The organism is Clostridium felsineum DSM 794 (genome assembly GCF_002006355.2).
GTDB classification, from domain to species: Bacteria; Bacillota; Clostridia; order Clostridiales; family Clostridiaceae; genus Clostridium_S; species Clostridium_S felsineum.
Genome location: NZ_CP096980.1, coordinates 2724421 through 2739629, shown reverse-complemented (window position 1 = coordinate 2739629; position 15209 = coordinate 2724421). Strand labels below are relative to the sequence as shown.

Below are 15209 nucleotides of genomic sequence, written 5' to 3'. Positions count from 1 at the left end.
AACTTAAATAATTAACAAAAAACTCTATATAATATTACCGGTTAATGCTAAAATATAAGTAATTGTAAAAATACTCGAATGTAATCAAAATGATGTTTATGCAGCTATTCTAGAAAAATATAGTAGTAATTTTATTTTTATTCCAAATTATATTTAGTGATTAATAAATTAACTTAAGGTAAGGCTCTGTTTTTAAAATAATGATTAAAATAAAAGCAGAGCTGTCCTTTTATAATGGAGGTACAAGAAATATGGATAACGAGTTGAAAAAAGCTTTTGAATTGATTTTGAATTGTAATATTAAGGATGAAGAAGGGGAAGTTTACCATCATTATTATTGGGATGAGTTTATTCTAGAATTTATAGGAGAATATCTAACAAAAGAAGCACTTGAAATAATTCCAGATGGAATTATTAAACCTTGGAAAGATGAACAGGGTATGCATGAAAAATGGCTTATTGATTTGAATAATTCACTTATTATGCTTGAGGAAGATTATGATTTTTTCTCAGAGTTTGGAGAAGAGGTAGTAGATGCTGTTATGAAAGAAAGAATCTTTATTGGGGAAAGTCCTTATCTAAAAGGTTCAAGTTTAATTCGTATTGTAAAAAAGTTTGATATTGACATGAATAAAAGTGAAGAATTTGAATTTGCCACAATAATAGCTAGAGTTCACACAGATGGTACGTTCTATAGTGCTTTATGTTCATTGTTTTGTGCAACTTATGGATATGAAAATATTATGGATATCGATAATCCGATTAAAAGGGTAGATGAAAAATGGGAAACTATATTTGAAAAAATTGAAGAACCTTTAAAATCTCATCTTGCTTGCTTTTTTTAGATCAAGATACTGCTCGTTGTCATGGAGCAACTTATTCAAATGGTATTAATAATAGCGGATTTTTAAGTGAATTTGTTTTTGATAAAACTAACAAATGTTTAATTCAGTTAGACTATGGTGAAGGACAAGCTTCTTCTTTTATATTAAAGAGCAGCAGAGAAAAAGAGGATTTTTAATCGGAACTAGAAGTGATTTGTATAAGAAATATAATAAGTAAAATGTTTGAAACTGACAGCAGAATTATCTTTTTAAACTAAAGAACAAATTGATAAAATTAGTTAATGAAGAATCAAAAGAACAAATAAGAGATGCCATAGTTAATTATGCTTGAAACCGCAAGCTTAAGCATGCCAGAAGTCTGTTCGAAAATGGTAAAAAGCTCAGTAAATTGAGAGAAAAGCAACATGGTTATTGAAGAAAGACCCAGGAACTACTAGTAATAGCTGTTGATAACGGAGACACTTAATGGGTAGTATGAAAATAAAAGTTATTACAGGAGGCAGATATATTAGTTGTTGAAAAACTTAAAGAATTGTAATTTAAAATAAAAATGATATTTTCAGAGAAAAGTTATATAATGAAAATATCATTTTTTATTTTAATAGTTTTAAGATATTAAATATTGAAAAGGTGCAAAAACAATTTGAATGTAAAGCAGTTATTAGAAGTTTTTTTAGAAAAGATAGATATTATGGAAAAAATAAGATTAAAAACTATGATATTATAAAAAGATAAGGAGAACTATAAATGGAACAAACTAAGGAAAATAATTTAGGCACACAAAGCATAGGAAAGCTACTTTTTAATATGTCTATTCCGGCCATTATAGCACAAGTTGTTAACGTTTTATATAACATTGTTGACAGAATGTATATTGGACATATTCCTAATGTAGGTGTTGAAGCCTTAACTGGAGTTGGTGTCACAATGCCTTTAATTATGGCAATTTCAGCATTTGCATATTTGATAAGTATGGGTGGTGCACCACGAGCTTCAATTATGATGGGTAAGGGTAGAAAGGATACTGCTGAAAAAATACTAGGAAATTGTACAACTGCACTTATAATAATGTCTATAGTATTAACAATTATTATACTTGTTTTTTGTGAGAAGTTTCTTATGTTATTTGGAGCTAGCAAAAACACCATAGTATATGCAGTGGATTTTATGAGAATGTATGCCTGTGGAACTATATTTGTCCAACTAGCATTGGGATTGAATACGTTTATAACTGCACAAGGATTTGCAAAAATAAGTATGATTACTGTACTTAGTGGAGCAATACTTAGTATAATTTTAGATCCTATATTTATATTTGTTTTAGGATTAGGAGTAAAAGGAGCAGCATTAGCTAATATAATTGCTCAAGCAGTTTCAGCAGTATGGGTAATTCGTTTTTTGGTAAGTTCAAAAAGTTTATTAAAAATAAAGAAAGAGTATTTAAAACCCAATATGAAAGTATTATTGCCTTGTTTTGCACTTGGACTAGCACCATTTATTATGCAGATAACAGAGTCAATTTTATCAATAACCTTTAATTCTTCATTAGCGAGATATGGTGGAGACTTAGCAGTAGGGACAATGACAATAATGTATAGTGTGATGCAGTTTTCAATGTTGCCGCTTAATGGACTATCACAAGGAGGACAACCTATTATAGGTTTCAATTATGGAGCAAAAAATGTAGGTAGAGTAAAAAAGGCATTTAGTTTGTTGATTAAATCTTCGTTAACCTATTCTATTACAATATGGATTTTTGTTATGTTATTTCCTCAAGTTGTTGCAAAGATTTTTACTGGAGATGCCAATTTAATTAAAGCTTCAGTTGATGCACTTAGAATTTATATGGCAGTTTCCTTTATGTTTGGAATTCAAATAAGTTGTCAGCAAACTTTTATTGCATTAGGAAATGCTAAGACATCTGTATTTTTAGCACTACTACGTAAAGTAATTCTTTTGATACCGTTTATATATGTACTTCCTTTATTTAGTTCCAATAAGGTTAAAGCTGTATATTTGTCAGAGCCAATAGCTGATTTTATAGCCGTTAGTGTTACAAGTATTATGTTTTTTTTACATTTCAAAAGAATTTTAAAAGAATTAGATATACAATCAAAACAATAATAAAATTGGTTATAAGAATTAAGAAATGGATAGAGATAAATGATATTGTAATGCTTCTTGAAATTGATTCAAATTAAAGGATGATAGATACATACAAAATAAATATTACAAATTACATAAAATTAAGAAAGGAGATTTAGCAGGAGTTTAGTAATTATAATATATTCTCAAGCTAAAGATAAAATATGAATAAAGAAGACGTATTAAGAATTCCTTGTAAAAATAGTGAATGTAAAGGCATGCCTCTTTTAAGTACAGTTGAGAAAACGGGTGGATACTGTATGCCTTGTTTTACAGAAATAAAGAGAAAAGAAAAAGAGAAATATATAAAAAAGAATCGTAAAGATATAAATTTATATGAAGGTATTACGGATTTAGTAGAAATTTTAATCATTATGCATAACTCAAAAAAATATGATCCTCTTAAAAATTATTTGCCATATGAAAAAACTGTAGAAGAAATATATGAAGTACTTACTCTAGAAGATATTCAAAAGCTTAAAGGTTATGTTATACAGCTAATTAAAGAAAAGCAAATAGATAAAGCTGAAGAAATTATAATAGAATTAGCTTGTTTCACAAAGGTTGCCTTAACGGACTGTTTAGAAATATTAATAAAATCAAAGAATTATAGGCCAAGTATTGCTTTTAAAGGTGCTTCAGAAGAAGTAAGAGACGCATTAATTGAAGAGATAGAGAAGAATGAAAATGATAGAAATGAGTTATTGCTTGCATTATCTTGGATTGGAGATAAAAGAATAGTAAGCTTATTTAATGAGTGGAAAAGTCAGCCGCCAGTTTGGAAAGAGAAGTTATATATAAAGCCAGAAGAGTATGCTTTAGAAGCTGGTTGGGAGTTAGATGAAAAGGGTAAAAAAAGAGAACTATTTTATAAAGAAAGTTATGCCCTTGTAGATGCTGTAAAAATTAATAAAAATGATAATCCAGTTAAGATTTTATCAGATTTAGAGGAGAAGTGTCCATGGTGCAATTCACGACTTATTGTTTTATTTGAATTTGATTTATCACATCCTTCCTTAGAATTTTTAAAGCTTTCAGGGAAAAGGCTTAGAATTGCTACCTGTGATATTTGTACTTGTTATGGCACAATTTACACTGAAATAGATGGAGAAGGAAATTATAAGTGGAGTAGTTTTAATAAGAAACCAAGTTATCTTCCAGATGTAGAGGATGAAGAGGAAATTCAGTATAATAACAATCTTGTTTTAGCACAAGAAAAAAGAAGCTGTTATCATGCAGCAAGTCCTTTTGCTCAAACTAGTATATCACAAATTGGTGGACATCCAACTTGGCTTCAAGATGCAGAGTATCCTAAATGTCCCAAATGCAATAAATCTATGAAATTTATTGGACAAATAGATAGTGAAGATGTTATGGAGTACGGTGAAGGAGTTAAGTATGCTTTTATATGTGAAGAGTGTAATATTGCTGCAACCAATTATCAACAGACATAATTTTATCTAAAAGCTGACTTAAATATGATACAATTTTAAAATGTTAAATAGCCAAAAAGGAAATAGAGTATTATGTTTATAAAGTTTCTATCATAATTTTTGTAACATAATTTTCTGGTTCCTTTTCAGCAATATCAGAAATCAAATATTCCTCAAAAGAATATTCTCCTAAGTTAATACCATTGTTATCTGCATAATTTAACAGCTTATCATACATCGTATCTGTATCTTCATAGCTACCTTTAAAATATCCACATAAATACATACCAGCTTTGCGGAGTGCAGTTTTGCCTTTTATAAAGGAATCGGATTTTATATATAAGTAAGAAAGAGTAAAGAAGTTCTTATTTCTTAGATTTTTAACTGATAATATACTACCTATAGATTCCTGTATGGTGATATCTAAATTTTTAGAAAACCTAGTATATTCTTGCATAAAGCTGGCAAAGCTTTTTCCAGAGGCATTTTCTATATTATCTGATCTGAAAATAATTTCACAAGGAAGAGCTTTTAAACATATAGTGTCATCGCTATTTAGAGCCTCCGTTGTTGTGATTTTCATGGTTTCAATAGTCTTTTGTAGATCTTGAAACCATTTTATTTTTTCAGCTACTTCCAAACTTTTTTCTTCAAGCAGTTTTAAAAGTAAGGAAGGATTGCGCTGCTGAAGGTATACTTTTATATCTTTTAGGGACATTCCAAGCATTTTCAAATTTATTATTACATAAAAAGTGAAATATTGATTGTATGAATAATAGCGATATCCATTTTCGTTTATTATAGCAGGCTTAAAAAGGTCTATATTATCATAGTGAAATAAAACATGCTTTTCAACATTGCACATTTTGGCAAATTCCCCGGTGGTAAAATATTTTTCATGCATTTTATTAATCTCCTCTTGACTATAAGGTAACATTATACTTTATCATATTATATGTGACCTATGAAATCAAGTATATAAAAAAGAGAGGTAAAAAGTTGAAGTTAATTTTAAAATACCTAAAGAGGTATAAATTATATGTATTTTTAAATATCTTAGGAGTACTTGGCTTTGCAACATCAGAGCTGGGAATTCCAACTATTGTTTCTAATATGATTGATAAGGGAATTGCCGTTAATAATAAAGAATATATTTATAAACTTGGAGTTCTTATTTTAGTGGTAGCCGTTATTGGGGGAGTAGGTAATATAATACTGGCTTATTGTAGTTCAAAGGTAAGTACTTCAATTATAAGAGATATAAGAAATGATATTTTTAAAAAGTCGCAGGAATTTTCTCATACTGAATATAATAAATTTGGTATATCAAGCATGATAACTAGAACTACTAATGATGCCTTTGTTTTAATGCAGTTTATTAATGTAATATTTAGAACTGCGTTACTTACACCTATTATGATTCTAATAAGTGTGTTTATGGTAATAAGGACAAGTATAAGCTTATCTATGATTATTGCAGGTTGTATTCCTGTTATTTGTTTAGGTGTGTTTATAATTGCAAAAACCAGTGATCCAATAAGTGATAGACAACAAAAGGGAATGGATAAACTAAATAGAATTTTAAGGGAGAATTTAAGTGGTGTTAGGGTTATAAGGGCATTTCGAAAGGATAATTATGAGAGTAAAAGATATGCAAAAGCGAATGAAGATTATGCTGATAATGCCAAAAAGCTTTTTAAACTTATGTCTGTTTCAGAACCAGCATTTTTTATGTTATTAAATATAGCAGTAGTAATTGTATTTATTATGTCAAGTAAAATGATAAACATGGGAACACTTCAAGTTGGACAGCTAGTTGCTTTTGAAGAGTATATGTTTCATGCCATGTTTTCTATTATGCTATTTTCAATTGTATTTGTAATGTATCCTCGTGCAGAAATAAGTGCTAAGCGTATTGAAGAATTACTTAAGGAAATTCCTAGTATAAAGAATTCAGAAAATGCAGTAGAAAGTGGAGATGAAAGTGGAACTTTAGAGTTTGATCATGTTACCTTTAAGTATCCTTTAAGCGAAGAAGCAGTTCTTAAGGATATAAGCTTTAAAGCTAAAAAAGGAGAGGTAGTTGCTTTTATTGGAAGTACAGGCAGTGGTAAAAGTACACTTATTAACTTAATTCCTAGATTATATGATGTTACTGAAGGAAGTATAAAGGTAGATGGAGTAGATGTTAGAGAATATAGTTTAGAGGCTTTACGCAAAAAAATTGGTTTCATCCCACAAAAGGCGCTATTATTTTCAGGAAGCATAAAAGAAAATATAAAATACGGAAAACATGATGCAAAGCAAACTGAAATAAAAAAAGTCAGCAAAATCGCACAGTCTTACGATTTTATAAAAAATAAGACAAATGGATTTGAAGAAATGTTAGAAGAGGGAGGAAGGAATCTATCTGGTGGACAAAAACAAAGGCTTAGTATTACAAGAGCAATTATAAGAAAACCGGATATTTATGTATTTGATGATTCCTTTTCTGCTTTGGATTTTAAAACAGATTCAAAACTAAGAAAAAGTCTTAAAGGTGAGATTAGTGATGCTATTACATTAATTGTTGCTCAAAGGATATCTTCAATTATGGATGCTGATAAAATTATTGTACTAAATGAAGGAAAGGTAGTTGGGGTAGGAAATCATAATGAGCTTTTGGAAAGTTGTGAGACTTATTACGAAATAGCAGCTAGCCAGATGTCAAGGGAGGAGTTATGTCGATGAAGAATAAGGATAATGGCATTAAGCGTTTGATCCCTTATCTTAAAAAATATAGGGTTAGGATAATTTTAGCCATATTACTAATTGTTTCATATGCCTTCTTTGTTGCATGGAGTCCTACTTTAGAAGGAAAAATTACAACACAGCTTTTCTCTGATGTTACAGCAAAAAGAAGGGTTAACTTTATAAAAATAAATCAAATTATAATAACCTTAGTTTTTGTTTATGGTTTGGGAGCGTTAAGTAATCTCATTTATCAATTTTTACTTACAGATGCTATACAAGGTGCTATGGTAGATTTGAGAAGAGAGGTTCAGGCGAAAATTGCAAAACTTCCAATGGCATATTTCGATAAAAATCCTGTAGGAGATGTTTTAAGTCGTGCTTCTAACGATGTGGATACTATTTCAAATGCACTGCAGGAAAGCTTTGCTAAGATTCTAAATGCGGCTTTGGGACTTAGTTTTGCTGTGTTTATGATGTTTAATATTCAAAGTCTTATGGCTGTAGTTTCTTTAATAATTATAGCGTTATCTATTATTATATCTAAAATAGTTACAAAAAAGTCACAGCCGTTGTTTCAACAGCAGCAGGATGCACTTGGAAAATTAAATAGTATTGTGCAGGAAAAATTCACTGGTTTCAATGAAATTAAACTATTTGGAAAGCAAAAGGATGCAATAGACGAATTTACATATGCTAATAATAAACTATGTCAAAGTGGTTTTAAAGCACAGTTTATCAGCGGTTTAATGAATCCTTTAGTGACTTTTGCTACTTATATTGGAATTGGAGTTATAATTATTTGGGGAGCTTTTTATGTAATGGCTGGTGTAATTAAAGTAGGTCAACTTCAAGCATTCATACGTTATATTTGGCAGGTAAATCAACCAATGTCTCAAATTACTCAATTATCTGGGGTTATTCAATCTTCTATAGCAGCAATTCATAGAGTATTTGATTTTTTAAATGAAGAGGATGAAACAGAAAGCTTAGAAACAGTAACGGGGGATAAAAATGTTAAGGGAGATGTATCCTTTGAAAATGTAAATTTTTCTTATACAAAGGATAAAACTTTAATTCATAATCTTAATTTTAAAGTAAAAAGTGGCCAGATGGTAGCAATAGTTGGACCTACAGGTGTGGGAAAAACCACATTAATTAATTTGCTTATGAGGTTTTATGAGGTTACTGATGGCGTAATTAAAATAGATGGTGTAGATATTCGAAAGCTTAAAAGGGATGATCTTAGAGCAAAATTCGGAATGGTGCTTCAAGACACTTGGCTATTTAATGGTACTATTAAAGAAAATATTGCTTATGGAAAAGAAAATTCTACAGATGAGGCAATTATTGAGGCGGCAAAGGTTGCAAATATCAATCACTTTATTACTACACTTCCTGGTGGTTATAATATGGTGTTAAATGAAGAGGGTAGCAATATTTCTCAAGGAGAAAAACAACTTTTGACAATAGCTCGTTCTGTTCTAAGTGATCCACCTATACTTATTTTGGATGAGGCTACAAGCTCTGTAGATACAAGGCTCGAAAAAAAGCTTCAAGATGCTATGAGAAATATTATGAAAGGGAGAACTTCTTTTGTAATTGCACATAGATTATCTACAATAAAAAATGCGGATTTGATTTTAGTAATGAATAATGGAAATATTGTAGAACAGGGGACCCATGAAGAACTGCTTTTAAGAAAAGGATATTATGAAGAGCTTTATAATGCACAGTTCGCAGAATAGCTTATAAGGGAAAAATGAATATTATTTAAGTGCACCTCAAAAATTAGACGAATAAAGCTAATATTGGGGTGCATTTTATTAAGATGGAAAATAGGGTACTTGAATTAGTTTTAAATTTGTGTCAAAATAAAATCATATAAAGTAAAAAGGAGTGAATGATAATGGTTATCGATATGAGCAAAAAACAAGTTTACAGGGCATTTATATTGAAAAATAAATATTATGTAAACTTAAACGATAACCTGTCAGACACTTTTTAATAAAGAGAAAGTTAAAAGCCTAGGCAGAAGTCTAGGCTTTTGCTATTTTTTGTAAGAATAAGTTTAACCTTCATGACAGGCTTAAAATGGAGGGAATTTAATGAAAAACATATACAAAAGCTCAAATTTTATAATTTATTTAATTGGAATATTTATTTCTGGAATTGGAACAAAGCTTACAACCATAGCTTTAGCAAATAAAGTTACAGAATTTAAAGGGGGAGCTTTTAACGTAAACCTAATCTATATTTTTGAGAGCTTGCCAATTTTAATATTAGGTATGTTTGTAGGAAATTTTATAGATAAAAAGAATAAGAAGATATCATTTATAGTTGTAAATATGCTTTTTGCTGTAACTTCCTTTATGTTTGCAATAACTAAAAGTATTACTACAACCCTTTTGATAATTATTTTAAGTGGTATTTTTAAAGCCTTTCTAATGCCAATTGAAACTGCACTTATTCCACTTTTGCTTGATAAAAAGAACCTAGGTAAGGCTAATGGACTTATTATGTCTATAAGTGGAATTGTAGTAGTAATGGGATATGCGTTTGCAGGAGTGCTAATAAATCTTATTGGAAGTAGAGGTGCTTTTATACTTGACGGTGTATCCTTTATATTAATAAGTATTCTTTCCCTTTTCTTTAAATTAAATGAAGGTTCTAGTGAAAAGTTAGAGTTAAAAGAAGATTTTATTTCTGGCTTTAAGGTTGTAATGAAAAATGAAAATATAAAGTGGATTTTTTTAATAGATATTTTTATAACCTTTATTATCTCCATGGAGACGCCACTTATTTATATTTTTACTGCAAATTATTTAGGTGGAAGTGTGCTTATGGCTAAGAGAGTAGGATTTTTATTTGCATTTGCAGGAATTGGAGCCATAGTTGGAGGAATAATATTTGGAAGGTTTCAAAAGAAAAATAAACTATTTCTTCTTTCAGCTTGTCTAATAATGGATGCTCTCATTGTTATAGCTTTTTCAGTTAATACATATTTCCCTTTAAGTCTTGCGCTGTTTTCTGTAATGGGTATATTAGACACCTTTAATGGAAGTATACTCCAAACAGTTATTCAGGAAAAGACACCAGAGAATTTACTTGGACGAGTTTCGGGGTTTGTTAATTCTATAGTTCAGCCTATAAGTGTATTATCACTTTTAATTGGTTCAGTTGCTTCAAGCTTCATAGAGGTAAAATGGATTTTTATTATTGCATCTTTACTAGAATTTTTTATTGGAATACTTTTTTTAAAGAAAAAATTCTAATCAAATTTTTACAACTTTATGACAAGTAGATAATAAGTTTTTTAAAGCTTCTTTGTATAATGAAATTGTAATAAGGGTTTTGTGCACAAAACAAATATATTTAAAGGGAGAATAAAAATGATAGTAAAAAAAATTGGTATGGCTATTCTTACAATGGCGGTGGTTTCAGGAGCTTCATTAGGTATATATGAAAATGAAAATGGTAATGCAGGTACTAAAAATGTGGTTGTTGCAGCAGAAAATAGTAAAGCTAATAAAAGTAACTATTCATTAAATAATACTGTAAGTGATGAAAAAGCAATTCAAATTGCAACAAAAGCAATGAAGGATTATGCCAATGTGGATGTTAGTAGACTTTCAGGAACAGAGATTTCAAGAACTGAAGCCAAAGAATATAACAAAATGAAGCAAAGTGCAGAGAACTACATGAAAAAATATGCTAATGATGAGAAAAAGCTTAATTCAGGAAGGGAACAGTTAGAGTGGTCAGAACACTCGGATTATACTGTAAGTGTTGATTTTAATACTAATTCTAATGATGGAACATATTTTGTTCAGATTGATGAAAACACTGGAGAAGTGATAAATGTAACGGCTATAAGCAGAGAAGATTTAAATGTACAATACAAAGCAGATGATATAAAGGTTAAAAATGCAGCAATAAGCTATCTTCAAGAAATAGGTAAGGCGTCTTATGTGGATCTTAATTCTATTTCAATTAAGAATAATAATAATCTTGCTTATGTGAGTTTTAAAGTTAAGAATAAATCAAATTATGATAAATGGAATATAATAGATTTGGAGATTAGTACAAAAGATTATAATGTTATGCATTATCAAGATTATAGCAATGTTTTCAATAGATAGTTTTTAGAATTTAAATTAGACCAAGTATATATTTAAAATAATTAATACTTGGTCTATAATTGTAAATAAAAGTATTACAAGAAACAAAAGGGGAGAAAGGTACATTGATAAATATTTTGATAGTTGAGGATGAAGTGCCTATTTCAAATTTAATAAAACTAAATTTAGATGTGGCACATTATAAAAATAAAGCTGCCTACAATGGAGAGGAAGCATTAAGATTAATTGAAGAAGAAAGCTACGATCTAATACTTTTGGATATAATGCTTCCTAAAATCGACGGCTTTAGTTTGTTTGAAAAAATTAAGCATAGAAATGTGCCAGTGATTTTTTTAACTGCTAAAAGTTCGTCTTTAGATAAGGTTTATGGTCTTAGAATGGGTGCGGATGATTATATTACAAAGCCCTTTGATGGAATGGAGCTTTTAGCCAGGATTGATAATGTACTTAGACACTATAATAAAAATGAAAAGCTATTGAAGTTTGAAGATGTAGAGGTTCAACTAGAAGAAATGAGACTTAAAAAAAATGGACAAATTGTTGAACTTACGGTTAAGGAATTTGAATTAGCTGCTTATTTAATAAAGAACAAAAATATAGTATTAACAAGAGAAAGAATAGCTGAAGAGCTTTGGGGCTATGATTACCTTGGAGATTCTAGAACAATTGATAATTACATACAAAAGTTAAGAAAGAAGCTTAACTGGAAGGATAAGGTTAAAACCATCTTTAAGTTAGGATATAGGTTAGAAGAATGAAGCTTTGGAAAAAAATTTTTATATGTACACTTATTGTTTTTGAAGTGTTTTTTGTTCCGTCTTCTATATATTTAATAAATAGCAGCTTTAAATCAAATCTCAAAGAGGAAATAAGTTCTGCTATAAGTGAGCAAAGGAGATTTACGGCACTTATACAATCCAATATGGTTTTTTTTAAGTTAAGAGATGGAAATAATGTTGCTTACAATTTAAATAAAGAAGAATTAAGATTATTCATAAATACATATTTAAGTAATTTTAAAAATGAAAACGTATATGTGGAGGTTACAGATGAAAATGGAGATAGTATTTTTAATAACTTGCTAGGGGCTTTACCAAAAAAAAGACCAGAATTATATTTAACCTCTAATAAATTGCAGTACATAGTTCGTGACGTAAATGATAACAGTTATTTGTTTATAGCCTCAAATTTAAAGCTTCAAAACAGCAATTATAAGTTTTGTTACATTAAAGATGTATCAAGGATTTATGCTAATAGAAAATACTTATTCAGTATTCTTTTGAAATTGAACATCATTATAGTAGTGAGCTTAATTGTAGTAATGATAATATTAAGTAAATTCATAGTAAAACCAATAAATAGTATGATAAAATCAACCCAAAAGATTGCAGAGGGAAATTTTAGTGAGAGAGTTTATGTGTCAAAGGATTACGAGATAGGACTTTTAGCTAAAAATTTTAATTATATGGCAGGAGTTATTGAGGATAAAATTGAAGAGTTAAGAAGAAGTGCTGATGATAAGCAGCGTTTTATAGATGACTTAACTCATGAAATAAGAACGCCTTTAACCTCTATAATAGGCTATGCTGATTTTTTGAGAACTGCAAAATATGATAAAAAAACCCTTTTCACTTCATTAACCTACATATATGATGAGGGAAGAAGACTTCAAAAATTGTCATCAAAGCTTATGCAGTTAACTATTTTAAGAAAAGAAGAATTCTCAATGAAAGAAGAAAGTATAGAAAATATGGTATTAAGGGTTAAAAGGGCTATGAAACATAAACTTCAGGAAAAAAGCATTTCACTTAAGGTTTCATATGATAAGATTATATATTCGATGGAACTGGAACTTATTACAATTCTTATTACAAATTTAATAGATAATGCCATAAAAGCCTCAAAAAGCTATGATGAAATATATTTAAAGGTATATGGATATGGAGAAAGGTTAATGCTGGAAGTTATAGACAAGGGTGCGGGCATACCCAAAGATGCTGTAGAAAAAGTTATGGAACCTTTTTATATGGTAGATAAAGCTAGAGAAAGAGCCAATAATGGCGCGGGTATAGGACTTGCTTTATGTAAAAAAATAGTGGATATTCATAAAGGCGAAATCTATATAATAAGTAAGCTTAAAGAGGGTACAAATGTAAAGGTAATAATCTAAGAATAGAAAAACAATGAGGTCTGACTTATAAAATGTAAAAGTCAGACCTTAATATTTAAAAAAAATTGTTATTGCCTGTAATGAAATCTAAAGTTAAGCGTATTAACATGTGAAAATACTTAGCTAAGTAAAAAGAAGGAAGGCTATAGAATATGGAACAGTCTATACTAAATAATTTAGACAAAATAGAAGATAGAGAAAGAGCGTTCTCTTATATTTTTGAAAACTACTCCAAGAGAGTTTATAACTATATATACTATAGAGTTAATTGTCAGTATACTGCAGAGGATTTAATGAGTAAGATTTTTGAAAAAGTTATGTTAAAAATTGATTCTTATTCTGAAAAAAAGTCTTCCTTTGAGGTGTGGCTTTTTACCATTGCTAGAAATGTATTAAATGATTATTTTAGAGGATTAAAAAGGCATACCCTATTTTCACTTGACATTTTTAAAGAACTACTATCAAATGAGCCTAGTCCGGAAGAGGCTATTTTAAAAGAAGAGGTTAATGATAAGCTTTTAAAAGCACTAAAGGTTTTAAATAAAAAGGAAAGAAATATTATAGCCCTTAAATTTGGTGCAAACTTAAAAAATAAAGAAATATCAGAACTATTAGGTATGACCAGTAGCAATGTTGGTATAATCTTATTTCGAACAATGAAGAAATTAAAAAGCCAAATGGAAAGTGAGGGATATATAGATGAATAAAAAGGATATAGAAAGTAAGTTTTCATCAGATATTGAGGACTATATTGATGGTGTAGAGAAAATTAACACATGTAAGGATAAAGAATATAATGAGCTTTTTAAGTTAGGTAAAACTTTGGCTAATAAGGATTTTAGTAAAAAAGTAAATAAATCATATGTGTATGAGAAATGTTTAGAAAATATTAATAAGAAAAAGGGAGAAGATAATATGAAAAAATCAAATATATTGATGAAGGCAGGTGCCGCAGCTGTAGTTTTTGTAGTGGCTGGAGCAGCCTTTATGCAAACTTCTTTTGCTAAGGATTTTTCAGAAAAAATATTAAAACAAATATCAGTAGATAGAATAAGTGCAGTTAAAGTTCAGGTTGAAAAAAGTGTTAAAAATAAGGATGCAGTGCCAGAGAATTTAAAAGGAAAACTTTTTGATAAAAACGGTAAGGTTATAACTAAACTTACAAAAGAAAATAAGGATCAGCTTTATACAAAGGATGGAGAAAAAATTTCTGATTTTAGTAATGGAAAAATAGTAACTGTGAAAGAAAGAGAGGAATCAACATATACAATTACAGCTGTAAAAGATGTAAATAAGTATACTTGCTTTAAGGTTACGCTTCCTGCATATTTACCTTCAGGTTATAAATTTGATCGTGCAGTATTATATAAAGACAATAAGGGGAATTTTAACAATAATAAGTATATTACAATGTATTTTAAAAATCCTAAAAAATCAAATGAAATGTTTCTTCAAGAACGTTTGTCTTGTGAAGAAACAAAATATAGTATGGCAGGTGATGATGATATTAAAAAAATAAAAATAAATAATGTAAATGCTATACTTTCTGGTGGAAGATCTATTGATTGGGAGTATAATAAATGTCTTTATAGCTTAATATTAAAGGGAGTATCCGTAAACGAACTTGAGAAAATAGCAGAATCTATTAAGTAAATATTTTTATATAAAAGCCTGTATTCTATTGAATATGGGCTTTAAATTTTTATATTAAAATGTTAAATTGTAATAAGTTGATATTTTAATG

The 15209-nt window shown here is 29.0% G+C and carries 13 protein-coding genes; 12 read left to right on the top strand and 1 reads right to left on the bottom strand.

All coding sequences use genetic code 11. The annotated features are described in order from the left end of the window. Positions 1-251 precede the first annotated feature (251 nt). The 4 genes from CLFE_RS12990 (at position 252) to CLFE_RS12975 (ending at position 4444) form a co-directional block, all read left to right on the top strand. Positions 252-845, top strand: coding sequence for a hypothetical protein (locus tag CLFE_RS12990; protein WP_077895381.1), 594 nt, complete (start codon positions 252-254; stop codon positions 843-845). Beyond that, a complete protein-coding gene (locus tag CLFE_RS12985) occupies positions 833-1021 on the top strand; it encodes a hypothetical protein (RefSeq protein ID WP_077895380.1) in 189 nt (62 codons plus the stop codon). The genes CLFE_RS12990 and CLFE_RS12985 overlap by 13 nt, the downstream gene beginning before the upstream one ends. Before the next feature lie 571 nt (positions 1022-1592). After that, positions 1593-2969: an MATE family efflux transporter gene (locus CLFE_RS12980; protein WP_077895379.1), complete on the top strand. Its 1377-nt coding sequence runs from the start codon at positions 1593-1595 to the stop codon at positions 2967-2969. 185 nt (positions 2970-3154) lie between these two features. Next, the gene (locus tag CLFE_RS12975) at positions 3155-4444 is read left to right on the top strand and encodes a DUF1963 domain-containing protein (RefSeq protein ID WP_077895378.1); all 1290 of its coding nucleotides are present in this window, start codon (positions 3155-3157) and stop codon (positions 4442-4444) included. 76 nt (positions 4445-4520) lie between these two features. Here the strand turns inward: CLFE_RS12975 and CLFE_RS12970 are convergent, their stop codons facing one another. Continuing rightward, complete coding sequence (locus CLFE_RS12970; protein WP_077895377.1) at positions 4521-5327, bottom strand: MerR family transcriptional regulator; 807 nt, start codon at positions 5325-5327, stop codon at positions 4521-4523. Between the two features lie 95 nt (positions 5328-5422). On the opposite strand from CLFE_RS12970, the gene CLFE_RS12965 reads away from it, so the two are divergent. The 8 genes from CLFE_RS12965 to CLFE_RS12930 all read left to right on the top strand — a co-directional run bounded on the left by CLFE_RS12965 (position 5423) and on the right by CLFE_RS12930 (position 15118). Next, complete coding sequence (locus CLFE_RS12965) at positions 5423-7153, top strand: ABC transporter ATP-binding protein (protein WP_077895376.1); 1731 nt, start codon at positions 5423-5425, stop codon at positions 7151-7153. Beyond that, a complete protein-coding gene (locus CLFE_RS12960; protein WP_077895375.1) occupies positions 7150-8901 on the top strand; it encodes an ABC transporter ATP-binding protein in 1752 nt (583 codons plus the stop codon). Before CLFE_RS12965 ends, CLFE_RS12960 begins: the two co-directional genes overlap by 4 nt. Before the next feature lie 360 nt (positions 8902-9261). After that, complete coding sequence (locus CLFE_RS12955) at positions 9262-10428, top strand: MFS transporter (RefSeq protein ID WP_077895374.1); 1167 nt, start codon at positions 9262-9264, stop codon at positions 10426-10428. Between the two features lie 117 nt (positions 10429-10545). Next, positions 10546-11295, top strand: coding sequence for a hypothetical protein (locus CLFE_RS12950; protein ID WP_077895373.1), 750 nt, complete (start codon positions 10546-10548; stop codon positions 11293-11295). 104 nt (positions 11296-11399) lie between these two features. Next, positions 11400-12053 (top strand): response regulator transcription factor, encoded by a 654-nt coding sequence (locus tag CLFE_RS12945; protein ID WP_077895372.1) that lies wholly within the window; start codon positions 11400-11402, stop codon positions 12051-12053. Further along, positions 12050-13465, top strand: a complete 1416-nt coding sequence (locus CLFE_RS12940; RefSeq protein ID WP_077895371.1) for a HAMP domain-containing sensor histidine kinase — start codon at positions 12050-12052, stop codon at positions 13463-13465. The genes CLFE_RS12945 and CLFE_RS12940 overlap by 4 nt, the downstream gene beginning before the upstream one ends. 152 nt (positions 13466-13617) lie before the next feature. Beyond that, a complete protein-coding gene (locus CLFE_RS12935) occupies positions 13618-14172 on the top strand; it encodes an ECF subfamily RNA polymerase sigma factor, BldN family (protein ID WP_077895370.1) in 555 nt (184 codons plus the stop codon). Further along, positions 14165-15118 carry a hypothetical protein gene (locus CLFE_RS12930; protein ID WP_077895369.1) on the top strand — a complete coding sequence of 318 codons (954 nt, stop codon included), beginning with the start codon at positions 14165-14167 and terminating at the stop codon, positions 15116-15118. Before CLFE_RS12935 ends, CLFE_RS12930 begins: the two co-directional genes overlap by 8 nt. Positions 15119-15209 lie beyond the last annotated feature (91 nt).